Raw genomic sequence first — 27,000 nt, 5'->3', positions numbered from 1 at the left:
ACCAATGGCGACCAAGAAGACGAGCGAGTCGATTGATGAAAGTGCCTACCAGGCGCTTGAAGACGCTCTGAGGATCGATTTCGACGATGCCGATGCTCCAGCGCCCGCCGATTATCCGGCCAAGCCATCGGGCGCCGCCGCAGCGGAATCGCCTGCCAGGCAGAGAACCGCAGAGCGCAAGCCCTCCCCGGCTGCCGAGCCGACGCCTCGCGCCCCGGTATTCGAGCCTGCCAATGACGGCTCGCGCCGCAGCCCCGCCGCCATCCTGAAATCGCTTGAAAGCGGCTCGATGAGCTCCGCCCTGCGCAACGCGGTGATCGTCTCGGTCCTGTGGGTTGTGGGCGCCGTCGGCCTGACGCAGATCCTCTACGGGTCCTCGCTCTGGCACTCCCGCTCGCTGTCCGACATCATGCAGCAGCCCGGTCTGATCGCCATTCCGATCGGCACTTTGCTGCCGATCCTGCTGTTCTTCGCCTTTGCCGTCATGGTCGCCCGCGCCCAGGACCTTCGCAACGTCGCCCGTTCGATGGCCGAAGTGGCGCTCCGCCTGGCCGAACCGGAAACCGTTGCCACCGAGCGCCTGATGACCGTCGGCCAGGCCGTCCGCCGCGAAGTCAACGCGATGAACGAAGGCATCGAGCGCACGATCGCCCGGGCCAGCGAGCTGGAAAGCCTGGTGCATTCGGAAGTGTCCGCCCTCGAGCGCTCCTATACCGACAACGAAATGCGTGTCCGCGGCCTGGTCCACGAACTGGGCGCCGAGCGCGACGCGATCGTCAATCACGCCGAGCGCATCCGCTCCTCCATCACCGGTGCCCATGACCAGCTGAAGGAAGACCTTTCACTGGTCTCCGAAGAGATCTCTGTCCGTCTGGCGACATCGGGCGAAGCCTTCGCCTCGATGATCGACACCCGTGCCGCCACGCTCACCGAGCGCTCGAATGCCGCGGCCACCGCGCTCGGCAACCTTCTGACCGCCAAGACCGACAGCCTGGTCGAAGCCCTCGGCGCATCGGGCTTCGCGCTCACCAGCGAATTCGACAACCGCCTGGAAGAACTGACGACCAGCCTTTCGGAAAAGAGCGACAAGCTGCTCGGCGACTTCGAGACCCGCGCCTCGACGCTGGAAGCCAATACGGACCGCCTGAATTCGGCGCTGATCGAACGCTCCAAGCAGTTGAACGAGACCCTGGCGGAGCGCACCCGCGCTATCGCCGAAAGCCTGTCGACCGGCGAAAAGAGCATCACCAACTCGCTGGAGGACGTGCTTGGCCGCCTGAATTCGAGCCTCGACGAAAAGGGGGCGAATTTCCGCCAGGCGCTGCAGTCGAGCGTCGAGGACATCACCGTCGACATGGATCTGCGCACCGGCCTCTTCGAAGACCGCCTGCAGGCCACCGTCGGGCAGATCAACACGGCCTTCGACGGCCGCGTATCCGAATTCGCCAGCGCCTTCGACGAACGCGCCGGCTCGCTCGACAGCAAGCTCAGCGAAAGCCTGCACCGCATCAACGAGAGCCTGAGCAGCACGGCGGAATCGGTCGACGGTCTGCTGACCACCAGCATCGAGCGGATCTCCGGCTCGGTCAGCGACCAGTCCTTCGCTCTGGCGGCCGCGCTTGGCACCGGTCAGGACATAATCGAAAGCGCGCTCGCCAACCGGGCCCAGGAAATCGCCGACACGATGGCGGAGAAGACCCGCGCCTTCGACGAGGGCTTCGCCACGGCGCAGGAACGTCTGGGCCAGACGCTCGAAAGCCGCAGCACCGCGTTTGCCGACACCCTGAACGCCAGCCAGGATCGTTTCGAGCAGGATCTTTCGGCCCGCAGCAGCGAAGTGGTCGAACGCTTCGAGGGCAGCCACCAGCGTCTCGCCGCGACGATCGAATCGAAGACCGCCGAAATCAACGGCCTGCTCGCCAGCGGTGCCGACAGCGTCGCCCGCAGCCTCGACAGCCATGCCGGCAGCCTGATCGGCGCCATCTCCGGCACCGAAGAGCGCCTGAGCGAGACGCTCAGCACCCGTACCCGTGAAATCACCGAGACCCTTGCGACCGGTCATTCCCGTCTCGACCAGGCCCTGGAAGAACGCACCGAGACCCTGAACCAGTCGCTGAGCGGCACCGAAAGCCGGATTTCCGAAGTGCTGGACCGCAAGTCGGCCGCCATCATCGAGAGCGTATCCGACGCCGAACTGCAAATCGAGACCGCCTTCGCGCTGCGCACGGAGACGCTGCAGAGCACGTTCACCGACAACCAGCAGCGTCTCGAAGACACCCTGTCCAGCCGCACAGCCGAGATTGCCGGCACCATCACGGCCGCAACCGACCGCGTCGAAACGGTCGTCAACGATGGCGCGGCCCAGATCGACGGTGCCCTGTCCGACAATTACGAGCGCATCCGCACCTCGCTCGACGCCGGTCGCGACGCCATCAACACGGTACTTGGCGAAGCCCAGGCAGGCCTCGAAAACACCCTCATCGAACAGGGTGCTGCCCTCGGCGCCTCGGTTGCCGCGAGCACCGGCATGCTGGAACTTTCCTTCGAGTCGCATGCAGACGATATCCGGCGCAGCATCGACGACAGCAGCAAGCAGCTCGACGAGCGCCTGCGCAACACCGTCGGCGCGCTTGCCGGCGACATCGGCACGGCGGCTGCCGAAGTCACCCGTTCGGCGGAAGACTTCTCCAACCGCGTCGAAACCTCGATTTCCGGCATGACCAATCGCCTGGACAATACCTCGCAGCGGATCGAGACCAGCCTCGGCACGCTCGACGACCGCATCCGCCACGGTCTCGACGGCGTCGACAGCCGCGTTGCCGAAGCCGGCGAGAAATTTGCCGAACAGCTGTCTGAAAAGGTTGCTGGCATCGAGCGCGCCGGCAGTGCTGCCTCGGACCGCATCGCCACCGTCCTCAACGACGGGGCATCGCGGGTCGCCGAAACCTTCGACAGCCGCACCGCGCAGATCGATGAGCGCCTGTCGACGATGGACCGCGCGCTCAATGTCGGCCTCGAAAACGTCAGCCGCACGATCGAAGGCAAGGCTACCGGTCTGGCAGGCGCGCTGCGCAGCGCCGTCTCGGATGCCGCCCGGCAGATGGATGACGAAGCCAGCCGTTCGACCGCCCGTCTGCAGGAGACCGGCGACCAGTTCGCAGCCCGTCTCGGCGAAACCGGCGATCAGTTCGCTGCCCGTCTGGGAGAGACCAGCGAACGGTTGGAAAGCCGCTTGTCGGAAACCCAGTCGCGACTGGCAAGCCAGGCTTCGGAAGTCACCGGCAATTTCAACCAGGCCGGCGAACAGATCGCGGCACGCCTTGGCGAAACCAGCGAGCAGTTTGCCACCCGCCTGCGGGAAACCGGCGACCAGTTCGCCGAAATTCTCGGCCAGACCGGCGACCAGTTCGCCGAAAAGCTCGGCAACACCGGTGAGCAGCTGGAAACCCGGCTGTCGGATACCCAGACGCGCCTTGCCGCCCAGGCGACCGAGATCGCCGATGGCTTTACCCAGGCCGGTGATCAGTTTGCCGCCCGCCTGACCGACACCCAGACCCGGCTTGCGGGCCAGGCGGCCGATATCGCCGTCAGCTTCAGCCAGGTCGGCGACGCGATCGCCAGCCGCGTTGCCGAAACGGAAGGTACGCTGCATCGTCAGCTCGACGCGCTCAACAATACCCTCAACGAAGCCGGCAGCACGCTGAACACCACCCTCAGCGAGGCCAGCGAAAGCCTCAATTCCACGCTTCGCCAGGCAGGCGATGCGCTGGAAATCCGCACCCAGTCGATCAACGCATCGCTGTCCAGCAATGCCGGTGAGATGGCGGGTTCGCTGGAAGCGGTCGAAAAGGCGCTGGAAGCACGCGGCAATGCCATCCGCACCGTCCTCGACGACCGCACCCGCGAACTCAACTCGATCCTTTCGGGTCGCTCGGCCGAGCTCAACCGTATCCTCGACGAAAAGGCGCTGCCGGCGATCGCCGACTTCACCCAGACCAGCCGCAAGGTTGCCGACGACGTCGCGGCCGCCGTCCAGCAGGGCACCGAGCGCCTGCGCGGCGAAAACGGTGCCATCATCAGCGCCATCAGCGACCGTGCCGACGATGCGGCCCGCCGGATCACCGAGACGGAAAATTCGCTGACGGCTGCCGCCGGCGGCCTGATCGATCGCCTTGCCCAGAGCAATGCGGCCATCAGCCAGACGGTACAGCAGGCTTCCGTCGATCTGGCCAATGTCGATCAGCAGATCGGCCAGGCAACCGAGCGCTTCGCCCAGACGACCGGCCAGGCAGCCGATGTGCTTTCGACATCCAGCCGTCTGCTCGACGACCAGCTGCAGCGTCTGAGCACCGCCACCGACGGCGCCCTGTCGCAGGTCACCCACATCGTTGGACGCTTCGGCGAACACTCCAAGGTGCTGGGCCAGGCGTCCGAACTGCTTTCGGCGGCCCAGTCCAACCTGGCCGGCACGCTGGAAGAACGTCAGCAGGCGCTGCGCGATCTTTCGGTCGGTCTGGTCAAGCGCTCCGAGGAAATCGAAAACACCATGCAGTCGCTCGGCAACATGGTCGAGACCGCCTTCGACCGCGTCGAAGAGCGCTCGGGCAATGTCGCCGGCAATCTGCGTCAGTCCGTCACCTCCGCCTTTGCCGATATCGGCGGCATTCTCACCGAGACCGAGGCGCAGGCGAACACGACGGCCGCCAGCATGCGTGACGCGCTGCTCGCCGCCGGCCAGGATGCCACCCGCTCGATCGAGGCCACGCTTAACGACGCCGAAAAGCGCTCCGACGAGCTGGCAAGCCGCCTGCGCACCGGTCTGTCCGGTTCGCTGACGGAAGTCGATCGCGCCTTTGGCGAAGCCGGCCGCAAGTCGGACTCGGCCGCCGCCCATCTGCGCGAAGCCCTGAAGGGTGCCGTCGAAGATGCCGTCGGCCGCTTCTCCGGTGCCACCGAAGAAATCCGCCGCTCGGCACAGGATATCCGCCAGGAACTGGACCTGACCCGCAACGAGCTGAAGCGCGGCGCCTTCGATCTGCCGGAAGAGGCCAAGGAAAGCGCGGCAGCCATGCGCCGCGCCGTGTCGGAGCAGATCCGCGCGCTGCAGGACATCTCGCAGCTCGTCGGCCGCACATCGCATCCGCTGGAAGTCTCGACACCGCGCAAGGCGATCGCAGCGGAACAGCCGGCACCGCGTCAGGTGGCGGCCCCCGCGCCTGCCCCGCAACAGCCAGCGCGTGCGCCGGCCCCGGCCGCCCCTGCTCCGGCAGCACCTGCGGCCAATCTCGGCCTGCGCGGCAGCCTGCCGATGGACGCCGCACCGGCGCCGGCCACCCGTGCACCCGCGCCGGCCCAGCCCCGCGGCAACGAAGGTGGCGGCTGGATCTCGGATCTGCTGCGCGGCGCTTCGCGTGACGAACAGCCGGCCGGCCAGACAGGCGGCCGCAGCGCCGAGCCGGCGCGCGCCGGTGACAGCCGCAATCCGCGCCATGTCGTCGAATCGCTGAACTCGCTGTCGGTCGATATCGCCCGCGCCATCGATCACGACACCTCGGTCGATCTGTGGCGCCGTTATCAGCGCGGTGAGCGCGACGTCTTCACCCGTCGCCTCTACACGCTGAAGGGCCAGCAGACCTTCGACGAGATCAAGCGCAAGTTCGACCAGGAGCCGGAATTCCGCGCGGCCGTCGATCGCTACATCACGGACTTCGAAAAGCTGCTGGCGGACGTGGCCCGCACCGACACCGACAAGTCGGTCACCCAGTCCTATCTCACCTCCGACACCGGCAAGGTCTACACCATGCTTGCCCATGCGGCCGGACGCTTCAACTAAGCCGTCTCCCGCAAATATCGGACCAAAACAAAACCGCCGGCGCAATGCCGGCGGTTTCGTTTTGTCGACCCTCTTGTCCGAACATGCCCTGTGTCCGACCTAAGCGGTCAGCATGCGTCCTTCTTCACGGGAACGTCATCGGACGTTACCGCACGGTAAGTTGCGCCGGGACCCGGGGACTGGAAATGTGATGCCGGGAGGCGCCGATTCCAAGGAGCATGAATGTCGTATTCGGCAACCCCTTATATGCTGGACCACGGTAGCGGATACGGTCTGGTCTCCCGGGGTTTTCACTGGCTGATGGCGCTTCTGCTGACCTGGCAGTTCCTGACCGCATTGCTTCACGTCATCGACCGTCAACGGGCGGTCAGCGCCATGGCGTGGAGCACCCATCACGATGTCGGATTTCTGCTGTTCGTGCTTGTGCTGCTGCGTGGGTTGTGGGGCTTGTCGAATGCTGGCCGCAGACCGGCGCATGCGGGCCGGCTCGGCCGACTTGCCAGCCTGGGCCACCTCGCACTCTATGCCCTGATGGCCTATGTGCCGGCCGTCGCACTTTTGCGCCAGTTCGGGTCCGCCCGTGCCTTCTCGCCGTTCGGCATTCCGCTGATGAAGGGCGGCGGAGAGAAGATCGGCTGGATGACGGAACTCGGCAGCGCCAGCCACGCGCTGGCCGCCTGGGCCTTGCTTGCCCTGATCGGCGGCCATCTGGCGATGGTGATGGTGCATCATTTCGTCTGGAAAGACGAGACGGCGGCACGCATGGTCGGCTGAGCGCCGCGCAGCCTGCCGCGTCTGGGAGCAGGCTGCCGATCCGAATAGCGGAATTCGATGCCTCAGGGCCACGCGGGGCGATCGCGATACACGCAGATCAAAGCCCGAGGAGATGGACTTGTGCCGGTTATCCCGGCACCAGTCCATCTTGCAATCTCAAAGGACCTTGAGTGTCCAGTTGACGATCTGGGTCGTCACCGTGCCGAAGGCCTGGTCGAGCGCCGCCACGAAGGCGGCATTATCGCCGCCGCGGGCCGGCATGGTGGCGGAAAACACCTGCTGGCGCACGATCGTGCCATTGCGATCATTGAGCAGCTTGGCCGAAATCTCGATCACGGCGCGATTGCCACCCTGCGTATCGACCTCGAAGGACCGGATATCCGTCAGCAGCTGGTAGTCGATTGCCAGCCCCTGCCCCGGAATGCCCACACCGCCGAGCTTGCCAGTGTCCTCGAAGGCCTGGACGAGCTTGGATTGCACCATCAGCGGCAGGTTGTCACTCCACTGCGACTTGCCGAGATACTGGATTTCCGAGTCGGAGAGACGCACCAGCACATGGTCGCTGTCGAGCGCCTTCAGGGCCGACGGCGGCGGGATCAGCAATTGCCGGCCCCGCGCCGACGACTGCCTGGCTGCCGGTACCGAGGCCGCACTCAGATCGAAGGTATCGTTCTTGGCGGAAGTGCCGCAGCCGCTCAAAAGCAGGGCTGCCATCGGCAGCGCCATCGCGGCGCGGGCCCATCCACGGTGCGCGCCGCCATGGCGCTGCCTCGTTCTACTCGTCGTCACACTCGAACGCATCATGCCCCCTTAGCGCCGTGTCCGGCCGTCATATTGCTTGACCGTCTCGCCACCGAAGAGCAGGCGCTGCGGATCCGCATCGAAATTGCTGATCGTGTTGTTGAGATTGCGAACCGCCGAACGCGTATCGTTCACCAGCTGCTCGACATTGCGCAGCCCGGTATTGGAGAACTTGGCAAAGTTCGCGGCGATCGGTCCGATCTGCTTGTTGAGATTGTCGGCCACTTCGCGGATCGAGCTCAGCGTCTTGCGTGCCTCGACCGACAGCGACTTGGTATCGTCGGAGCCGAGCAGGTCGTCGACCTTCTTCAGGATGCTGTCGACGCGGTTCGACGAATTGTTGAGCTTGTTGGCGAGCTGGGTGAAATCGGTGATCGCGCCATCGATGTCCTGCTTGCGGGCGCTGACGCTGTTGCCGACTTCGGCGAAGCTGTCGATCGCGCCGCGCGCCTTGGCGGTGGCGGCAGAAACGTCATCGACCACCTGCCCCACCTTCTGCGTGTCGACGGCTGCCATCAGCTTGTCGACCTGGTCGAGCGTCGAATTGGCCTTCGCACCGAACTGCTTGAAGTTGTCGACCGTCTGTTTGAGGTCGGCAACCAGCGGCTCGACCTTGCCGGTAATGTCGGCAACGTTACGGCTGACGGTCTGGGCATTGGTCAGGATGTCGTCGACCTTCTTGGCATCGACCGCGCGCACAAGGTCCTCGACTGCGGCAAGCGTCGTATCAAGGCGCCCCGACACCTTGGTAATGGTATCGGAGAGCGCGCTGACGCTCTGCAGGAACTTGTCGATGCCGTCGGCATTGTTGGCCAGCGCCTGGGAGAAGGTCTGGGCATTCTTCACCGTCTGGGTCAGCGGCTCGCGGGCATCCTGAATGAAGTCCTGCAGATTGCCGATCGCATCGTCGGCCTTTTTCAGGATCTTGTCGGCAGTCGCCAGGAGATTGGTGACGCTCGACTGGTCCGCGTCGAGAACGGCCGGTTCACCCTTGTCGATCGCTTCCTTCAAGATCTGCTTGTCACCCGGCGCGCCACCGGAAAGCTCGACATAGGCGGCACCGGTCAGCCCCTGGATTTCCAGGATGGCCTTGGTCGACGCCGTCACCGGCGCATCCTCGCGCACCTCGGTCATGGCGATCGAGAAATTCGGGTCCGACTTGTCGATGAACAGGCTGCGCACCGCACCCACCGGAATGCCGTTGAACCGCACCGGCGAGCCGACCGAGAGGCCGTTGGCGGAGCCCGGAATACGGATGATCAGCTGGGCCATCGGACCGCCGCGCCCGAATTCGGACATCCAGTAGATGAAGCCGAAGGCAGCTGCCAGCACAAGCACTGAGAAAAATCCGACGATGGCGTAATTGGCTCTAGTTTCCATATGATAACGTCACTTCGCGGTTTGTTCGTCGTCGCCCGGACGGACAATTGTCCGCGCCCGCTTGCCACGAAAATAGCTTTGTACCCAGGCATCGTCGAAGGCGAGCATATCGTCTAACGTACCTTCGACCAAGACCCGCTTCTGTCCGAGAACGGCAATCCGGTCGCAGACGGAAAACAGGCTGTCGAGGTCATGGGTGACCATGTAAACGGTCAGACCCAACGTGTCGCGCAACCTTGCGATGAGTTCGTCGAATTCGGCAGCCCCGATCGGATCGAGGCCGGATGTCGGCTCGTCGAGAAAGACCAGATCCGGGTCGAGCGCCAGTGCGCGGGCGAGCGCCGCCCGCTTGATCATGCCGCCGGAGAGTTCCGACGGATATTTGTCCGCCGCATCCGGCTGCAGACCGACCAGCTTGATCTTCAGATAGGCCAGATCATCCATCAGCGACTGCGGCAGATCGAGATATTCGCGCATCGGCAGCTGAATGTTTTCCTTGACCGTCAGCGAGGAAAACAGCGCGCCCTGCTGGAACAGCACGCCGAGACGCGTATCCAGCGCGGCCCGCTCTTCCACCGTCGCCTTGTCGTAATCGGCACCGAGAATTTCGATCGTGCCGGCACGGCGCGGCAGGAGGCGCAGCACCGTGCGCATCAGCACGGACTTGCCGACACCCGACGCCCCGACGAAGCCGAGGATCTCGCCGCGATAGACGTCGAGGTCCAGCTTGTCGAGAACGACCTTCGAGCCGAAGCCGACAGTCACTCCGCGCACCGACAGCACCGTCTGCCTCTCGCTCTTGTTGTCTGACGCAGCGATCATTCCACCCCCCTTAAAAATCTATCGCGGAGTAGAAGATCGCAAAGACCGCATCGATCAGGATGACGATGAAGATCGACTTGACCACCGAGGCCGTCACGTGCTGGCCGAGCGATTCCGCGCTGCCGCCAACCTTCATGCCCTCGACGGCGGCGACCACGCCGACCGCAAGCGCCATGAACGGCGCCTTGATCATGCCCGACGCAATCGTCGAATAGTCGATTGCCTCGTGCAGACGTGACAGGAAGACCTGGTAGGTGATGCCGGAATAGATATTGGTGACGACAGCTGCGCCCATCAGGGCGGCAAAATTGGCAATCACCGCCAGCAGCGGCAGGGCGATGGTCAGCGCCACCAGCCGCGGAAAGACGAGAACACCGATCGGATTGAGGCCGATCACCTTCAGCGCGTCGATTTCCTCGCGCATCTTCATCGAGCCGATTTCAGCCGTAATCGCGCTGCCGGAGCGGCCGGCAATCATGATCGCGGTCAACAGCACGCCGATTTCGCGCAGCTGCAGAATGCCGACGAGATCGACGACGAAGACCTCGGCGCCGAAATAGCGCAGCTGGAACGCCCCCTGCTGCGCAATGATCGCACCAATCAGAAAAGACATCAGCGAGACGATCGGCACCGCACGCACGCCCATATGGTCGAGCTGGTTGACGACGGCAGCCGGCGACACGCCGCTGCCACGACCGAACTTGATCTGCGCCCCACGCACCGCAGAGCCGATGACATAGAGCATGGCGACGATATCGTCCCAGAGCTCGAAGACGGTGCGGCCGATCGGCCCGAAGACCCGCTGGAAGATCGGTGCCGGCGGTGCGGCATCCGGTGGCGGAACGAGCTCTTCCGGCAGCGCCTCGATCAGTTCGACGATCTGCTGCGGCGCGCCGTTGACGACGGCATCGGTATTGTGTGCATGCGAGGCGCTGATCAGCCGCCGGACCAGCCAGGCGCCGGTGGTATCCATGCGGGAGACGTCGCTGAGGTCGATTTCGAGCGCGCCACTGCCCATGTCGCGCTCAAGCTCGGTGAGCTTCGACAAGACGGGGCTGACGCTGCTGTTGATCCAGGGGCCGCCCAGGCGCACCTTCGTGGCGCCTTGCTGACCGGATGTTTCTACATCGATCGTCGCCTTGTCTTGCTGCAGCGGCTTCAAACGAACAGATTCCTTCGGACGCACTCACGACCTGCGGCGACTCGGAGTTGAATGCCGTCAGTGTCTGCGAATATAGCGGCCGGCAGCCGCTTTCACATCCGTCCTCAAGCAGTTAAGGCCGAGCCGTCACCTTCCTGCAACACATGCCTGATGGCGAACATGCCCTCACCGCCTGCGAAATCGCAGATCAGGCGGCATGGGCTTTCTTCTTGCCGAGCTGGTCGACCGGAAAAGGCGTCGCCACCGGCGGCGGCAGCGCCTTGACCGTGGCGTCACCCGGCTGCACCTGCGACCAGGTGATCATCTCCAGCCGGCCGTCGTGATGCTCTGCCACCGCGGTGCAGCTTTCTACCCAGTCACCGGTGTTGACATAGTGGATGCCGTCAATGTCTTCCATCACGGCGTGATGGATGTGACCGCAGATCACGCCGTCGACCTCGTTGCGGCGGGCCTCGTCGGCCACCACGCGCTGAAACTCGCCGATGAAATTGACCGCCTGCTTGACCTGCAGCTTGGCCCAGGCCGAGAACGACCAATAGGGCATGCCGAGCTTGCGGCGCACGGCCGCCAGCACGACATTGATGGCGATCGCCGCGTCATAGGCCCAGTCGCCCAGATAGGCGAGAACACGCGCATTGCGCACGACGACGTCGAACTCGTCACCGTGCAGCACCAGATATTTCTTGCCGTCGGCGGTCTCGTGGATGATCCGCTCGGCGACCTCGATGCCACCGAAATGGGTGCCTGGAAAGTCACGCAGGAATTCGTCGTGATTGCCGGGGATATAGATGACGCGGGTGCCCTTGCGGGCCTTGCGCAGCAGCTTCTGCACCACGTCATTGCATTCCTGCGGCCAGTACCAGCTGCGCTTCAGCCGCCAGCCGTCGATGATGTCACCGACCAGCACGATGGTCTGTGCCTCGTGCAGGCGCAGAAACTCCAGCAGGAAGTCGGTCTTGGCGGCTTTGGAGCCCAGATGAACGTCGGAGATGAACAGCGTTCTCAACGATTTCGGTGCGGATTGATCGCTCACGGCAGCCTACCCTCTGGCTTGATCTCGTCTAAGCCATCCAAAACCAGAGTCTTGTATCAGGAACATGACAATGCCCGCCCGTGGCTTCGCGCTACAGACATTTTGTCGCAGGCAGGTGGCGGGGACACCTCGTTTTAGCAAAAAACGACAGATTCCGGCGTCGGCCGCGGCCGCCGGGTCTACCACCCCCCGGCAATTGGTGTATGGAGGGGCTCGATATTTTGAGCAAATGCGGTGAGACAATGGACGCGACAGACAAAGGCAAGCAGGCAGGTCCGGCTAAGGGCGATCTCGATGAACAGGCATTGTTCTACCATCGTTATCCGCGCCCGGGTAAGCTCGAGATCCAGGCAACCAAGCCGCTGGGCAACCAGCGCGACCTGGCGCTGGCCTACTCGCCGGGCGTCGCCGCTCCCTGTCTTGCCATCCGCGACGAACCGGATACCGCCTTCGACTATACCGCCCGCGGCAACCTGGTCGCCGTGATCTCCAACGGCAGCGCCGTGCTCGGGCTTGGCAATATCGGCCCGCTGGCGTCCAAGCCGGTGATGGAAGGCAAGGCCGTCCTGTTCAAGAAATTCGCCGGCATCGACGTCTTCGACATCGAGATCGACGCGCCGCGCGTCAGTGACATGGTATCGACGGTCGCAGCGCTGGAGCCGACCTTCGGCGGCATCAACCTGGAAGACATCAAGGCGCCGGAATGTTTCGAAGTCGAGGCACAGCTTCGCGCCAAGCTCAACATCCCGGTCTTTCACGACGACCAGCACGGCACCGCGATCATCGTCGCCGCCGCCGTCGTCAACGCCCTGGAGCTTGCCGGCAAGAAGATCGAGGACGCCAAGATCGTCGCCTCCGGCGCCGGTGCGGCGGCACTTGCCTGTCTCAACCTCCTGGTCGAACTGGGCGCCCGCCGCGAGAACATCTGGGTCCACGACCTGGAGGGTCTCGTCTATGTCGGGCGCGAGGTCCTGATGGACCGATGGAAATCGATCTATGCCCAGGAGAGCGACAAGCGCGCGCTGAACGAGACCATCGATGACGCCGATGTCTTCCTCGGACTGTCGGCCGCCGGCGTATTGAAGCCCGAGCTTCTGGCCCGCATGGCGGAAAAGCCGCTGATCATGGCGCTTGCCAACCCGAACCCTGAAATCATGCCGGATGTGGCCCGCGAGGCTCGACCCGACGCTATGATCTGTACCGGGCGTTCGGATTTCCCCAACCAGGTCAACAACGTCCTCTGCTTCCCCTATATCTTCCGCGGTGCGCTGGATTGCGGCGCGACGACGATCAACGAAGAAATGAAGATGGCGGCCGTGCGCGCCATTGCAGCCCTTGCGCGCGAGGAGGCCTCGGAAGCGGCGGCCCGCGCCTATGGCGGCGAAGCGCCGGTGTTCGGACCGACCTACCTGATCCCCTCGCCCTTCGACCCGCGACTGATCCTGCGCATCGCGCCGGCCGTTGCCAAGGCAGCCGAAGAGAGCGGCGTCGCCCGTCGGCCGATCACCGACCACGACACCTATCTCGACCAGCTGAACCGCTTCGTCTTCCGCTCGGGCTTCATCATGAAGCCGATCTTCGCCACCGCCAAGCTTGCCTCCAAGCGCCGCGTCATCTTCGCCGAAGGCGAGGACGAGCGCGTGCTGCGGGCCGCCCAGGCCCTGGTCGAGGAGAATGCCGCCGAACCGATCCTGATCGGTCGTCCGCAGATCATCGAGACCCGGTTGAAGCGTTTCGGCCTGCGCATCCGCCAGGATACCGATTTCGACGTGATCAACCCGGAGGACGATCCGCGCTTCCGCGACTATGTCGATGAATATTTCAGCTTCGTCGGCCGCCAGGGTGTCACGCCCGAGGGTGCCCGCACGATCGTGCGCACCAACACGACCGTGATCGGCGCGCTGGCGGTCAAGCGCGGCGACGCCGACGCCCTGATCTGCGGCATCGAGGGACGCTATGACCGGCATCTGCGCGACGTGCGCCAGATCATCGGCAAGAAGCCCGGCGTGCTCGACTTCTCCGCCCTCAGCCTGCTGATTTCGCAGCGTGGTGCCACCTTCTTCACCGACACCTATGTGACCTATGACCCCACGGCCGAAGAAGTCGCCGAAGTCACCATCATGGCGGCAAACGAGATCCGCCGCTTCGGCATGACCCCGCGGGCTGCCCTGCTGTCGCATTCGAATTTCGGTTCCAGGGATTCGGTCACCGCCCGCAAGATGCGCACGGCACTCGGCATCGTGCGCGAACTGGCGCCGGATCTGGAAGTCGATGGCGAGATGCATGGCGACTCCGCGATCGCCGAAAGCCTGCGCAAGCGGGTAATGCCCAACAGCACGCTGACCGAAGAAGCCAATCTTCTGGTCTTCCCCAATCTGGATGCCGCCAATATCGCGCTCGGTCTTGCCAAGACCATGCTCGACGGACTGCATGTCGGCCCGATCCTGCTGGGCGCCGCCATGCCGGCCCACATCCTGTCGCCCTCCGTCACGTCGCGCGGCATTGCCAACATGGCAGCGCTGGCCGTCGTCGAGGCGTCTCAACCGGACTAACCGGCGGCTCGGACAACCGCCATCTGCGTGGCCCGGAACCCGGTGCCACGCCGGCTTATTTCAATACCCCTAAATACTAATTGGTTCCAAGACATGTCCACAGTTCCTGCACCGCCGCAGGTCGTGTTCTGTCTGGACAAGTTGGAACCGACCGCCCACTCTTTCCCTTTCTGCTTATAGGGGTTTCAGTACGATGGGCGATCGTATGAATTATTATGACCTGATTGATTGGCTCGAAGAACAGCGGTCTGTTCGGCCACACGACTTTTTCAACCGCATGAAACGCACCTTTGGACTGGCGCATGTGCTCTATGTGGATGCCGGTCCGGCAATGTATGACGGGGCCGGACTGACCGTCCACTGCCTGCACCATACGCTCGATGCGCGGGCGGTGGCAGCGCTGTCACTCTTGGGCACCTCGCCCCTGCACGACGTGCTGAAAGCGGCGATGGCCGGCGTCAAGCCGATCGACTGGGCCACGCTGCAGAACAAGCATTCGTCAGCGGCGACCTTGGGCGCGATGGCCCACCGGCTGGACCTGCGGCAGGCCGGTGCCTGCTACCCACTTGCCTCGCGCAATGGTCGCACGGCGATCCTGGCGGTCAACATGGACGCCGATGCCCGCGCGTGGTCGCAGTTCAGGCGCCTGCACGACCGAGACCTCCATACGCTCGGGGTGTATTTCCATGCGGCAATGCTCGACCGCAGGCCGCCCCTGGTCTCCGTTGCAGCCAGCGACACGAGCGACAATCCGGCTCTGACACGCCGCGAACTGGAAACGCTGCGCTGGGCGGCGGCCGGCAAGAGCTATTGGGAAATCGCCAAGATCCTCGGCATCACAGAACGGACAGTGCGGTTTTTCATGTCCAATGCACGCCGGAAACTGAACGTGGTAACGAACACGCAGGCGGTCGCGGAGGCCTATTGCCACGGCCTGCTATCGCAATAATCCAAAAAAACCCTATTCGAGCGATAATGCGAAATAGTTAACCATTCGTCAACTGTCGCTACCGCCAGTTTCATAGGGAGCAAGCGTCTTGCACTTTGTGGGTGTAAACCCATGGAGGCACACATGATCGAAATCATTTCCGGCGCAGAAGGCGAGAAACACGCAGCATCGCTCGCAGAAGTCTTCCGTCTCCGCAAGCGCGTATTCCATGATTTGCTCGGTTGGGACGTCAATGTGAGGGACGATATCGAGATCGACCACTATGACGACGCCAACCCGGTCTATGTTCTCTCGCGGTCCCCCGAAGGCCGTCTGCGGGGGGCCCTCCGGTTGCTGCCAACCCTTGGCCCCAACATGCTGGACGATACTTTTCCACAACTTCTGGGCGGTCAGCCGGAAATCCGCAGTGCCGCGATCTGGGAATCCAGCCGCTTCTGCATCGAGCCGGAGATCTCGCAGGACCGTGCATCCAATCAGGTGACGATTGCCGCCGCCGAACTGATGTGCGGTGTCGGCGAGCTCGGCATCGCCTCCGGCGTCAGCCATGTCGTCACGGTGACCGATGTCTTCCTCGAACGGATGTTCCGCCGCATGGGTTGCCCCGGCGAGCGCATCGGCCCGCCGCAGAAGATCGGCTCGGTCATGGCCGTCGGCATTGCATGGGAGGTCAACGACGCCCTGCTCGACCGGATGAAGGCCGTGGCCGACATCAGCGACCGTCTCGTCGACCCCGCGCTTTCGCTCGGCAAGCTGCGCGCGGCATAACGGTCGCGCCCGTCAGCGGATCCGGGCAAACCGGCGCCGATCGACGACAAGAGATGCGATTGGCCTTTTGGGCCCGTCGCCGGTATGTTAGCAGCATGTAAGACGCTTCGCCCGTCCGACGTTTCGAACAGCCGAACGGATCATCTGCGTGAACAACCGCTATTTTCTGCTGCTAACCGTGCTTGCCGGCCTCACCCTCGTGCCGGCCGGTCTCGTACGGGCGGCAGGAGTTTGTGCGCAACTGGCCGAGCAACTGGCCTCCTTGCCGGAGGTCATCGGCTCGTCGGTCCAGGCGCGGGCGATATCCAATGCCATCAACCAGCAGAACCTGGAGATGCAGAAAGCGCAGCGACAGGCCCGTGAGCGCAATTGCCCGACGGCCAGCGTCACCACTTTCGGCGCTGTGCACGACCCCGTATGCGACGACATCGCGGATGCCCTCACCCGCATGGCCGCCAACCAGAAGCAGCTTTCTGTCCAGTATGAGAGCGTCAGTCGCGCGGCCAGCCTGACGGCCCGCCGTGCCAGGCTGAGTGCGGCGCTGAAGAAGAATGCCTGCACCGGAGACGAGATCGCCACCGCCGAAAGCGATGACGCCGAAGCCACACGGGACCGCGATGAGGAGATGCGGCCTTCCACTGACTTCTTCTCGAGCAGGCAGACGGGCGAGCCGGCCGGCAATCTGGACGAGGGCCGTGTGGCAGAGGGAGCGTCAGACCTGCCGCCCGACAGCGGGCCGTTGCGTACAGTCTGCGTGCGCACCTGCGACGGGGCATTCTTCCCGATTTCGTCCCATGCCACGCCGCTGAATTTCGAAGCGGATGCCCAGACATGCCGGCAGATGTGTCCGGGCGCCCGGGCCGAGCTGTTTTACCATCCGCTCCGCTCGCCAGAAAGCGACGACATGGTGTCGGCCGAGACGGGCCGCCCCTATAGCGAGATGCCGAACGCCTATGCCTACCGCGATACCACCCCGTCGGACACGCCCGCCTGCAGCTGCAATTTCTCGGCCTATTATCAGCAGAACATGCCAAAGGGTTTGGTGCGCCGCGACAAGCACAGCTATTCGTCCGTCACCCATATCCCGCTGGTCCCGAAGAAGCGGGCAGAGACGAAGATCGATCCGCGCGAGCGGGACTATGATCCGGCAAGAGACGCCGCCCGCCAGGTCGGTCCGGCCTTCGTGCCGACCGAGACGACCAGCATCGACCTCATGCATCCGCGAGGCGATGGTGTTCAGCCCCAGCAGTAACCGCATCAGGTGCCAACGGCCGGGCCCTCTTCCTCCTGCCACCGCTCCTCGAACACCAGGCCGTCCAGCGGCAGTCGCTGGCGCCAGCCCCGGACGGCCAGTTCGGGCGCGTCGAAAAGCTGTTCCACGTAGCCGACGCAGAACCAGCCGATAATCTCGACGCGCCTGGGAATGCCGAGGATCTGCCGCAGGTCATCGGCGCGGTATATGCTGACCCAGCCGACGCCGACGCCCTCGGCACGCGCGGCCAGCCAGAGGTTCTGCACGGCGCAGACGGTGGAATAGCTGTCCATCCGCGGATTGTGCGTCCGCCCGAGGATGACCGGCCCGCCGCGATCCGGGTCGCAGGTGACGCAGATGCCGAGCGGTGCCTTGCGGATGCCCTCGAGCTTCAGCTGCCTGTAGCTGTCGCGGCGCTCGCCCTCGAACATCTCCGCAGCCTCGTCGTTGGCTCTGGCAAAGGCCTGCCATACCGCTTCGCGCCTGTCCGCATCGCGCACCAGGAGAAAATTCCAGGGCTGCATGAAGCCGACCGAAGGCGCCGCATGGGCGGCCTGCAAAAGTCGCCCCACGAGATCGTCCGGCAAGGGATCGGGCAGGAACTGGTCGCGAACATCGCGACGGGTATGAATCGCCCGGTAAACGGCGTCGCGATCGGCCTTGCTGAACGCGGCGGCGCGCACGAGGTGATCGTCTGGTTCGTCTTGTTGCATCGTCAAATCCCCAACAACGCATCGCGACCGCCTGCCGTCCGCGCAAGGCTGGGTCCATGACATCAGGCCGGTCTTCTGGCTCGGCATCGACTGACCTGCCGCCTTCCCGGCGCTAGCGCCAGTGGCCGGAGCAAGGGCGCTCCATGGCAGGTCATCAACCTCACAGCGTTGGGCACGCGCCGGACTTGTCACCGGCTTCCCGATTCTCCCGCACAACGCGGGCACCTGATAGCTGTCCGTTCTATCCGATCCGGCGATGGCGACAAGCCGGCAATTACGCGTGTGTCGCCTGTTCGGGAAAATAGCGCACGAAGGCGAAGGCCCGGCCGTCCGGCGACCAGCTCGGCACGTTGATCGAGCCCTGCCCGCCAAAGAGTTCGAACAGCGTTTCGAGGTCGCTGCCGTCCGGCTTCATCAGCCGGATACGCACCTGCTTGTCGCGCGGATGATCGAAGACATCGGGGTCATAGGAGATCAGCACGACCTTTTCGCCATCCGGCGAGGGATGGGCAAACCAGTTGCCGTAGTTATCATCCGTCAGCTGCTGCAGCGCGCTGCCATCGCAGTGCATCCGCCAGATCTGCATCAACCCGGTGCGGCTGGAGTTGAAATAGATCCACTGACCATCGGCGGAGAAATCCGGTCCGTCATTGCGGCCCTCGCCGAATGTCAGCCGCGTCTCCGGCTCGCCATCGACCGAAATGGTGTAAATGTCGAATTCGTCGTTGCGGATTCCGCAATAGGCCAGCGTCTGGCCGTCCGGCGACCAGCCATGCCAATAGGACGGCATCTGGGCCGTGACCTGCAGCGGCACGCCGCCACCGACCGGCAGCGTGTAGATACAGGATTTGCCGTATTCGGTCTTGTCGGAGATCACCAGGCTGCGGCCATCGGGCGAAATCCCGTGGTCATTGTTGCAGCCGACGGCAAAGCCCGTATCGATAGGCTCCAGCGTGTCGGCGCCCTCGACAGCCAGCCGATAGAGCAGGCCATCCCCGTTGACGATGAGGTGAAGCCCGTCCGGCGTCCAGTTCGGTGCTTCGACCAGCTGCGTGGTCTGGAATATCACCCGTGTCCGGCGGGTGGCCAGATCGTAGATCTCCACTGAACTGCGCATCGCTCCTCCTCGCGCGCCGTCTGCCCGCCCTAGCGGTCGCGATACCGGTTGGTGATCGGATAACGCCGGTCGCGGCCGAAATTCTTCTTGGTGATCTTCACGCCCGGCGCCGACTGCCGACGCTTGTATTCCGCCAGATAGAGCAGATGCTCGATCCTGTGGACGGTCGCGATATCATGCCCACGGGCCACGATGTCGTCTACCGACATCTCGCCTTCGACCAGGCATTCGAGGATATCGTCGAGCACCGGATAGGGCGGCAGCGAATCCTGGTCCGTCTGGTTCGGCCGCAACTCGGCCGAGGGTGCCTTGGAGATGATGTTGGCCGGGATGACCTCGCCCGAAGGGCCGAGCGCGCCGGGCGGCACATGGGCGTTGCGCCAGGCGCTCAGGCCATAGACCTGCATCTTGTAGAGGTCCTTGATCGGATTGAAGCCACCATTCATGTCGCCGTACAGCGTCGCATAGCCGACCGACATCTCCGACTTGTTGCCGGTGGTCACCACCATCGAGCCAAACTTGTTGGAGATCGCCATCAGGATGGTGCCGCGGGTGCGGCTCTGCAGGTTCTCCTCCGTCACGCCGCTCTCGGTGCCCTCGAAGGTTTCCGACAAGGCGGCGAGGAAGCCCTCGACCGGCTCGGCGATCGGCACGATATCGTAGTCGCAGCCAAGCGCCTTGGCGCAGGCAGCCGCGTCGGAAAAGGATTCCTCGGAGGTGTAGTGATAGGGCAGCATCACCGTGCGCACCCGTTCCTCGCCGAGCGCATCGACCGCAATGGCCGCGCAGAGTGCCGAGTCGATACCGCCTGAGAGTCCCAGGATGACGCTGCGGAAGCCGTTCTTGTTCACATAGTCGCGGAAGCCCAGCATGCAGGCGCGGTAGTCCGCCTCCTCGCCGGTCGGGATCTGCGACACCGGCCCCTCCTCGCACCGCCAGCCATCGGCCCGCCGCCGCCATGTCGAGACATAGAGCGTCTCCTCGAACTGGCTCATCTGGAAGGCCAGCGTCTTGTCGGCATTGAAGGCAAAGCTGGCGCCATCGAACACCAGCTCGTCCTGCCCGCACAGCTGGTTGGCATAGATCATCGGCAGGCCGCTTTCGATCACCTGCTTCAGCACCACCTGATGGCGGATATCGACCTTGCCGCGATAATAGGGCGAGCCGTTCGGCACCATCAGGATCTCGGCCCCGCTTTCGGCCAGGGTCTCGGACACCCCCAGATCGCCCCAGATGTCCTCGCAGATCGGAATACCGAGCCGCACGCCGCGGAAATTGATCGGCCCCGGCATCGGGCCGGCGGTGAACACGCGCTTTTCGTCGAATTCGCCATAGTTCGGCAGGTCGACCTTGTCCTGAACGGCGATGATCCTGCCGTCATCGAGGACGGCGATCGCATTGTGGCGCCCTTCCTTGCCCTGACGCGGGAAGCCGACGACGATGCCCGGACCGCCATCGGCGGTGTCGGCTGCCAGTTGTTCCACGGCCGACAGGCAGGCCGCCAGGAATGCCGGCTTCAGCACCAGGTCTTCCGGCGGATAGCCGGAGAGGAAAAGCTCCGTCATCAAAAGCAGATCGGCGCCCTGGCGCGCCGCATCGGCGCGCGCCTCGCGCACTTTGGCAAGGTTGCCGGACACGTCGCCGACGGCCGGATTGAACTGGGCGACGGCGATGCGGAGGGTATCTGGGCGTGGGGTCATATCGGTCATGTTATCCATTTAGCGTGCAGGCATCGGCTCCGCAACGGCGATCGGCGTGGCCCTTGGCCAAGAAGCGGCCCGCGGAGCGAATAAATCTGATCGCAGACCCTGTTTGGCACATCGTTCATCTAGCGTTCATGACAATTATATGACAGTTTCATGACGCTTGGGGATCGGGGCGGGCCGCATCTAAGCCGTTAAAATCCGGGATGTTTTTCAGGAGAGCAAATTGCCTCTACCGTCGATCCGTGGCCAATTGGCCGCTATTGTGAGACCTCTAGCCGTCGAAGACGCCGTCGTCCCGCAGCGGATCTGGCGCGTCGCCCAACTGCTGGCCGGGTCTTTCACGCTCGCCATGCTGACGGTCTTCCTGACGGAGTGGCTGAGCCGCGGCAGCCTGACGGATATCGGCGATTTCTTCCTGGCCGCCAACCGCCCGGGACTGGCCGTCTGCGGCCTTGTCTGCCTTGTTTTCCTGCTGGTCGACGGCGTTCTCGGTCGGTCGCATCAGGCTACGCTGGTGGTCATGCCGCCGCTTCTGCTGCTCGCCTTCATGTCCGCCCAGAAGCAGAACTATCTGCCGGACCCGCTCTATCCGAGCGATTTGCTGTTCGGCCGCCAGATCGGCGAACTGATGCCGGTGCTCGTCGCCGCCCACCCGGTGCAGGCCGCCCTGACCGGCCTCGGGGTCTTGGGCTCGATCGTCCTGCTGGTCAGTCTCTGGGTGCTGTCGCGCCGTCATCTGTCGAAGCTGACCGTGCGTGGCCGGATCGTGCGCATCGCCCTTGCCCTGCCGATCCTGATCGCTGCCGTTCCTTTTCTCGACTATACCCGTTTCTATGTCCTTCGCGACCGGCTGAACATGATCCCGATGATGTGGGACCAGCAGGCCAATTACCGCCATAACGGCTTTCTGGTGGCTTTTGCCTTCAATGTGCCGATGGCCAAGGTCGCCGCACCCGCCGGCTACAACGCCAATGCCATGCAGGCGATGACGCCGGGCGATACCGGTTTCGGCTACTATCCGACCAGCCGGCCCGACATCATCATGGTGATGAGCGAGTCCCTCTGGGATCCGACCCGCCTGGACGGCGTCACGTTTTCCAGGGATCCGATGCCGACGGTCAGGGCCAACCGCTCCGGCAATATCGTCTCGCCGGAGTTCGGCGGCATGACCGCGAATGTCGAGTTCGAGGCGCTCACCGGCTTCTCCAATGCCTACCTGCCCTATGGCAGCATTCCCTATCAGCAATATGTGCGCCGGCCCCTTCCTTCGCTTGCCACGTTCCTGCGCTCCAGCGGCTATGTCGCCAAGGCCTTCCATCCGTTCCAAGCCTGGTTCTGGAACCGCGGCACCGTCTATCCCTATCTCGGCTTCGACAGCTTCCTGTCCGAGGAAAATCTGCCGACGATGGACAAGCGCGGCATCTTCGCCTCCGACGAGTCGCTGACAAAGGCGATCATTCACGAGGCGGACGAGAGCCGTGACCCGTTCTTCTTCTTCGCTGTGACGCTACAGGGCCACGGTCCCTACGAGCCGAACCGCTATGCGCGCAACACGATCGACATCGAAAGCGCGCAGCTGAGCGACAGCAGCAAGGCAGCGCTCGCGACCTATACGCAGGGTGTCAAGGAATCCGACGACAGCCTGAAAAAGCTGATGGACTGGGCTTCCAGCCGTCGGCGCGAGACCCTGATCGTGCTGTTCGGCGACCATCTGCCCCCGCTCGGAACCGTCTACACCGATACCGGCTACATGCCGCAGGTCGTCGCCACCCGCCGGGCGGAGCCGGAGACGCTGAAGCGGCAGCACGAAACGCCGTTGGTCGTCTGGTCCTCCAGGCGCGGCGTGATCAAGGACATCGGCGCGATCAGTCCGTCACAGCTGCCCTATCACATCGTGCGGCTCGCCGGTCTCCATCATCCCTTCTACACCGGCCTGCTGGGTGCGGTGGAAAAACGCTATCCGATCGTCGATCGCACGCAGCTCATCGACCCCGATGGCGTCGGCCAGATGGACTGGCAGGCGGACGCGGCCGAACAGGACCCCCTGTTGAACCGCTACCGGCTTTTGCAGTTCGACATGATGTTCGGCAAGACTTACGCCCGCGACAGCTTCTTTCCCGAGTTGAGATCGATTTCAAACGGCAGCTGACCAGCGCCGCGCCTGCGCAGGGTCATGCATTCTGATTGCGGACTTCATACAACAGAATAGATTAGCATACGGATCAGATGCGGCTCGCTGCATGCTGCATGCCGGCGAATAGAGAGTGTGTATTGAGACGGCGAAAGCGATAACAATACGGATCAATTCTACGGTATCAGCATCGAGGACTTAGCACCGTAGTGGCCAAGAGGTACGGTGCGGATGCTTGTATTATTTTGCATTGTTAACAATCTCGTGAAACTACAGGAAATCCTTGCATTTTAACGTTCCTGAAAACACGGCTCTAAGATCTCACGCACATCTTATTCTCCTAATTAAGAAATTAACAAAGGAGGACGATGCCATGCGATTGAGAGCCCTTTCAGACACCCGGGGCGCCGCCGCGATAGAGTTTGCCATTCTCGCGCCGGTGTTTCTGCTCATCGTCTTCACGATGATCGGCTACGGCATCTATCTGGCAGCCTCCCACTCCGTTCAGCAGCTGACGGCGGATGCCGCGCGTACCGCCCTTGCCGGCCTGACGGAAAGCGAACGGACGCGGCTCGCGGACGACTATATCCGCGGCACGGCCGATGACTATGCCTTTCTCGACAAGAACCGGTTCCACGTGAGCGTCAGCGACGACAGGAACAGCCCCAATCAGTTTACCGTCGCAATCAGCTACGACGCCTCGGCCCTGCCGATCTGGAATCTCTACACCTTCGTCATGCCGAACCAGCGTATCGACCGACATGCGACGATCCGCATCGGAGGGCTCTGACCATGGCCAGGATCACCGCGACAGGTCGCCGCCTTCTTGCAGCGACCGATGGCAATTTCGCCATTTCCTCCGCACTTCTGCTGCCCGTCGTCATCGGCACGCTGGCCTTGGGCGTCGACTATGGCGGCCTGACGCTGCAACGCCGGGCGCTGCAGCAGACCGCGGACCTCGCCGCGATCCAGGCGGCCTCGGACCTGTCGTCGCCGGCAAAGGCAACCGCTGCCTATTTCGGCGCGAACGGAATAGACATGCCGGTTCTCGACGGCCAGAAGCTTCTCTGGCCGGACCGCGCGGCAGAGGCGGCCGACCTCACAGCGCTGCCCGACGCCCTCGCCCGCGTCACGACCGGCACCTACGAGCCCGATGGCCGGATCACCGTCGAAGAACGCTTCCGTCCGGCAGCGAGCCGCCCGGATGCGGTCAGGGTCGACCTTACCCAGCGTGCGCAACTGCATTTCGCTTCCGTCTTCGCCGATCCGCCGCTGCTTTCTGCCAGCGGCATCGCCGCGCGTCGCAAGCTTGCCGGTTTTTCGATCGGCAGCCGTCTGGCGAGCCTGCATGGCGGCGTGCTGAATGCGGTCACCAGCGCCTTGCTCGGCACGAAAATCGACCTCGACGTCATGGATTACGAGCAGCTGGCGGATGGTGAAGTCTCGGCACTGGACATGCTGGACGCTCTGAATTCGAAACTGGATCTGCAGGCGGCCAGCTATCAGGACATTCTGGATGCCGATATTCGTCTGCCGCAAATCGTCGAGGCGATGGCCTCCGGATCGGCGCAATCATCTGCCGTAAACCGCGCGCTGGACCGCCTGGCCGACGCCCTCGGCCGGTCGACCACGTCGATCAAGCTGTCGAGGGTCATGTCCCTCGGCCAGCTTGCCATGCTGGCGCCGGGCAGTGCCGCTGCCCATACCGTCGAGATCGAGGCGCTGGATCTGGTATCCGCCCTTGGCGGCATTGCGCAGAACGGCCGGCAGGTCGCGGTCGATCTCGGCGCCACCCTACCCGGCCTGTCGGCCGCCAGGGTGACCCTTGCCATCGGCGAACCGCCGCAGGCAGTCCCGCCTTCGGCTGTCGGGGATGTCGGCACGGTAGTGCGCACCGCCCAAACCCGCCTCGCCGTCGAGGTCACCGGCGACGGCGTGCTCGCGCTGACCGGGACCAAGCTTGCCATACCGCTCTACCTCGAGCTTGCCCATGCCGAGGCACGGCTGTCGGCCATCGACTGCTATTCAGGCGGCACCGCAACCGTCGGCATAGAGGTGGTGCCGGGCATTGTCGAACTCGCTCTCGGCCGCGTCGACGCTTCGGCCTTTGCCAATTTCGGCCAGACGCCCCGCGTCACCAAGGCGAAGCTGCTCGACACCATGCTGATCGATATCGACGCGAAAGCCGAGGTCAGCAGTACCAATGCGAGCCCGAGGACGCTGACCTTCACGCCGACCGAGATTGCCTACAACACCACGAAAAACGTCTCGACGGCCAATGCGCTGACGACGCTGCAGCGATCGCTGCTCAGCAATCTGGACGCCGATATCCGTCTCGGCGGCCTCAAGGTCTCCTCGCCGCAGCAGGTGCAGGATGCCCTGGCCGAGACCCTGTCGGACCTGACACGGCCGATCGATGCGCTGCTCTACAACACATTGCTCGCGCTCGGGATCAAGGTCGGCGAAGCCGATGTCACGGTCAATTACGCGAGCTGTCAGCACCCCGTTCTGGTTCAGTGAACAAGCGCGTGGCACCAATTGAAAAGGCCGGGCAAAACCCGGCCTTCTTTTTTCATCTGGACGATCCCGGGACAGCTCAGCCGTTGGCGGCGATCATCCGCTTTTCGTCGCGCCCATCCTTCATCCGCTCGGCGAGCAGGAAGGCCAGTTCCAGCGCCTGGTCGGCATTGAGCCGCGGGTCGCAATGGGTATGGTAGCGATCCTGCAGATTTTCCGCCGACAGCGCACGCGCACCACCGGTGCATTCCGTCACGTCGTTGCCGGTCATCTCGATATGCACGCCGCCCGGATGCGAGCCTTCGGCGCGGTGGATCTGGAAGAAGCTTTCGACTTCCGACAGGACGCGCTCGAACGGACGGGTCTTGTAGTTGTTGAGCGTGATCGTGTTGCCATGCATCGGATCGCAGGACCAGACGACCTTGCGACCCTCGCGCTCGACGGCGCGGATCAGTTTCGGCAGATGGTCGGCGACCTTGTCATAGCCGAACCGGCAGATCAGCGTCAGGCGCCCGGCTTCGTTCGCCGGGTTCAACACGTCGATCAGGTTCAACAGGTCGTCGGCCTGCAGCGACGGGCCGCATTTCAGGCCGATCGGGTTCTTGATGCCGCGGCAATATTCGACATGGGCGTGATCGACCTGGCGGGTCCGGTCGCCGATCCAGATCATGTGGCCCGAGGTCGCGTACCAGTCGCCCGAGGTGGAATCGACGCGGGTCAGTGCCTCTTCATAGCCCAGCAGCAGCGCCTCGTGGCTGGTGAAGAAATCCGTCTCGCGCAGGCTCGGCTGGTTGTCGGCATTGATGCCGATTGCCCGCATGAACTCCATGGTCTCGGAAATCCGGTCGGCGAGCTTGCGGTAGCGCTCGGCCTGCGGGCTATCCTTGACGAAGCCCAGCATCCACTGGTGCACGTTTTCCAGGTTGGCATAGCCCCCCATGGCGAAGGCGCGCAGCAGGTTCAGCGTCGCAGCCGACTGGCGGTAGGCCATGATCTGGCGTTCGGGATTGGGAATGCGGGCATCCGGCGTGAACTCGATGCCGTTGATGATGTCGCCGCGATAGCTCGGCAGCTCGACATCGCCCTGCGTCTCGTTGTCCGAGGAGCGCGGCTTGGCGAACTGGCCGGCAATGCGACCCACCTTGACCACCGGCAGCTGCGCGCCATAGGTCAGGACGACGGCCATCTGCAGGAAGGCACGGAAGAAGTCGCGGATCGTGTCGGCACCATGTTCGGCGAAGCTCTCGGCGCAGTCGCCGCCCTGCAGCAGGAAGGCATTGCCTTCCGCCACATTGGCCAGATGCTTCTTCAGACGGCGCGCCTCACCGGCAAACACCAGCGGCGGATAGGTGGAAAGCCGCCCTTCCGCGTCACGCAGCGCCTGCTGGTCCGGATAGGCCGGAACCTGCTTGATCGGCTTCTGCCGCCAGCTGCTCGGGGTCCAATTCTGTGCCATGTCACTCACCATTCGTTGCGGACCGCCTCTTCCACCG

General features: G+C 63.7%; 18 protein-coding genes and 1 riboswitch. Of the genes, 9 read left to right on the top strand and 9 right to left on the bottom strand.

Features of this window, described 5'->3' with window-relative positions:
- Positions 1–4 precede the first annotated feature (4 nt).
- Positions 5–5,833, top strand: coding sequence for an apolipoprotein A-IV repeat region-like domain-containing protein (locus J2Z17_RS12035; protein ID WP_209945282.1), 5,829 nt, complete (start codon positions 5–7; stop codon positions 5,831–5,833).
- 222 nt (positions 5,834–6,055) lie between these two features.
- Positions 6,056–6,607: a cytochrome b gene (locus tag J2Z17_RS12030; protein WP_209945280.1), complete on the top strand. Its 552-nt coding sequence runs from the start codon at positions 6,056–6,058 to the stop codon at positions 6,605–6,607.
- 156 nt (positions 6,608–6,763) lie between these two features.
- Here J2Z17_RS12030 and J2Z17_RS12025 read toward each other — a convergent pair whose 3' ends face one another.
- The 5 genes from J2Z17_RS12025 to J2Z17_RS12005 all read right to left on the bottom strand — a co-directional run bounded on the left by J2Z17_RS12025 (position 6,764) and on the right by J2Z17_RS12005 (position 11,805).
- A complete protein-coding gene (locus J2Z17_RS12025) occupies positions 6,764–7,411 on the bottom strand; it encodes an ABC-type transport auxiliary lipoprotein family protein (protein ID WP_377300071.1) in 648 nt (215 codons plus the stop codon).
- Between the two features lie 6 nt (positions 7,412–7,417).
- On the bottom strand, positions 7,418–8,788 hold the full coding sequence (locus J2Z17_RS12020) for an MlaD family protein (RefSeq protein WP_209945278.1): 1,371 nt from the start codon (positions 8,786–8,788) through the stop codon (positions 7,418–7,420).
- 9 nt (positions 8,789–8,797) lie between these two features.
- Positions 8,798–9,610, bottom strand: a complete 813-nt coding sequence (locus J2Z17_RS12015) for an ABC transporter ATP-binding protein (RefSeq protein WP_209945276.1) — start codon at positions 9,608–9,610, stop codon at positions 8,798–8,800.
- Positions 9,611–9,620: 10 nt separating this feature from the next.
- The gene (locus J2Z17_RS12010) at positions 9,621–10,772 is read right to left on the bottom strand and encodes an ABC transporter permease (protein WP_377300069.1); all 1,152 of its coding nucleotides are present in this window, start codon (positions 10,770–10,772) and stop codon (positions 9,621–9,623) included.
- 187 nt (positions 10,773–10,959) lie between these two features.
- Positions 10,960–11,805: a UDP-2,3-diacylglucosamine diphosphatase gene (locus J2Z17_RS12005; protein WP_209945274.1), complete on the bottom strand. Its 846-nt coding sequence runs from the start codon at positions 11,803–11,805 to the stop codon at positions 10,960–10,962.
- Between the two features lie 242 nt (positions 11,806–12,047).
- Between J2Z17_RS12005 and J2Z17_RS12000 the strand changes: the two genes are divergently transcribed.
- From J2Z17_RS12000 to J2Z17_RS25525, 4 genes are all read left to right on the top strand, one after another.
- The gene (locus J2Z17_RS12000) at positions 12,048–14,357 is read left to right on the top strand and encodes an NADP-dependent malic enzyme (RefSeq protein ID WP_209945272.1); all 2,310 of its coding nucleotides are present in this window, start codon (positions 12,048–12,050) and stop codon (positions 14,355–14,357) included.
- A 277-nt stretch (positions 14,358–14,634) separates the two neighbouring features.
- A complete protein-coding gene (locus J2Z17_RS25410; RefSeq protein WP_280923362.1) occupies positions 14,635–15,306 on the top strand; it encodes a helix-turn-helix transcriptional regulator in 672 nt (223 codons plus the stop codon).
- A gap of 123 nt (positions 15,307–15,429) precedes the next feature.
- On the top strand, positions 15,430–16,071 hold the full coding sequence (locus J2Z17_RS11990; protein ID WP_209945270.1) for an acyl-homoserine-lactone synthase: 642 nt from the start codon (positions 15,430–15,432) through the stop codon (positions 16,069–16,071).
- A 148-nt stretch (positions 16,072–16,219) separates the two neighbouring features.
- The gene (locus tag J2Z17_RS25525) at positions 16,220–17,323 is read left to right on the top strand and encodes a DUF2865 domain-containing protein (RefSeq protein ID WP_209945268.1); all 1,104 of its coding nucleotides are present in this window, start codon (positions 16,220–16,222) and stop codon (positions 17,321–17,323) included.
- 5 nt (positions 17,324–17,328) lie between these two features.
- Here the strand turns inward: J2Z17_RS25525 and bluB are convergent, their stop codons facing one another.
- From bluB to J2Z17_RS11970, 3 genes are all read right to left on the bottom strand, one after another.
- The gene (gene bluB, locus J2Z17_RS11980) at positions 17,329–18,036 is read right to left on the bottom strand and encodes a 5,6-dimethylbenzimidazole synthase (RefSeq protein ID WP_209945265.1); all 708 of its coding nucleotides are present in this window, start codon (positions 18,034–18,036) and stop codon (positions 17,329–17,331) included.
- A gap of 48 nt (positions 18,037–18,084) precedes the next feature.
- Positions 18,085–18,280: riboswitch (cobalamin riboswitch) on the bottom strand.
- A 30-nt stretch (positions 18,281–18,310) separates the two neighbouring features.
- Positions 18,311–19,153, bottom strand: a complete 843-nt coding sequence (locus J2Z17_RS11975) for a TolB family protein (RefSeq protein WP_209945263.1) — start codon at positions 19,151–19,153, stop codon at positions 18,311–18,313.
- A gap of 29 nt (positions 19,154–19,182) precedes the next feature.
- Complete coding sequence (locus J2Z17_RS11970) at positions 19,183–20,862, bottom strand: NAD+ synthase (protein WP_425342635.1); 1,680 nt, start codon at positions 20,860–20,862, stop codon at positions 19,183–19,185.
- A gap of 259 nt (positions 20,863–21,121) precedes the next feature.
- Between J2Z17_RS11970 and J2Z17_RS11965 the strand changes: the two genes are divergently transcribed.
- From J2Z17_RS11965 to J2Z17_RS11955, 3 genes are all read left to right on the top strand, one after another.
- Positions 21,122–23,008 carry an LTA synthase family protein gene (locus J2Z17_RS11965; protein WP_342454400.1) on the top strand — a complete coding sequence of 629 codons (1,887 nt, stop codon included), beginning with the start codon at positions 21,122–21,124 and terminating at the stop codon, positions 23,006–23,008.
- Between the two features lie 355 nt (positions 23,009–23,363).
- Positions 23,364–23,780, top strand: coding sequence for a TadE/TadG family type IV pilus assembly protein (locus J2Z17_RS11960; protein ID WP_209945261.1), 417 nt, complete (start codon positions 23,364–23,366; stop codon positions 23,778–23,780).
- A gap of 2 nt (positions 23,781–23,782) precedes the next feature.
- Entirely contained in the window at positions 23,783–25,510 is a 1,728-nt protein-coding gene (locus J2Z17_RS11955) for a pilus assembly protein TadG-related protein (RefSeq protein ID WP_209945259.1), read from the top strand.
- Between the two features lie 76 nt (positions 25,511–25,586).
- Here J2Z17_RS11955 and J2Z17_RS11950 read toward each other — a convergent pair whose 3' ends face one another.
- Positions 25,587–26,963, bottom strand: a complete 1,377-nt coding sequence (locus J2Z17_RS11950; protein ID WP_209945257.1) for a class II 3-deoxy-7-phosphoheptulonate synthase — start codon at positions 26,961–26,963, stop codon at positions 25,587–25,589.
- Positions 26,964–27,000: the final 37 nt, after the last annotated feature.

This window comes from Heterorhizobium halophytocola, from assembly GCF_017873095.1.
Taxonomy (GTDB): Bacteria; Pseudomonadota; Alphaproteobacteria; order Rhizobiales; family Rhizobiaceae; genus Allorhizobium; species Allorhizobium halophytocola.
Note: the sequence above shows the minus strand (reverse complement) of the source record. Positions and strands in the feature narration are given on the sequence as shown.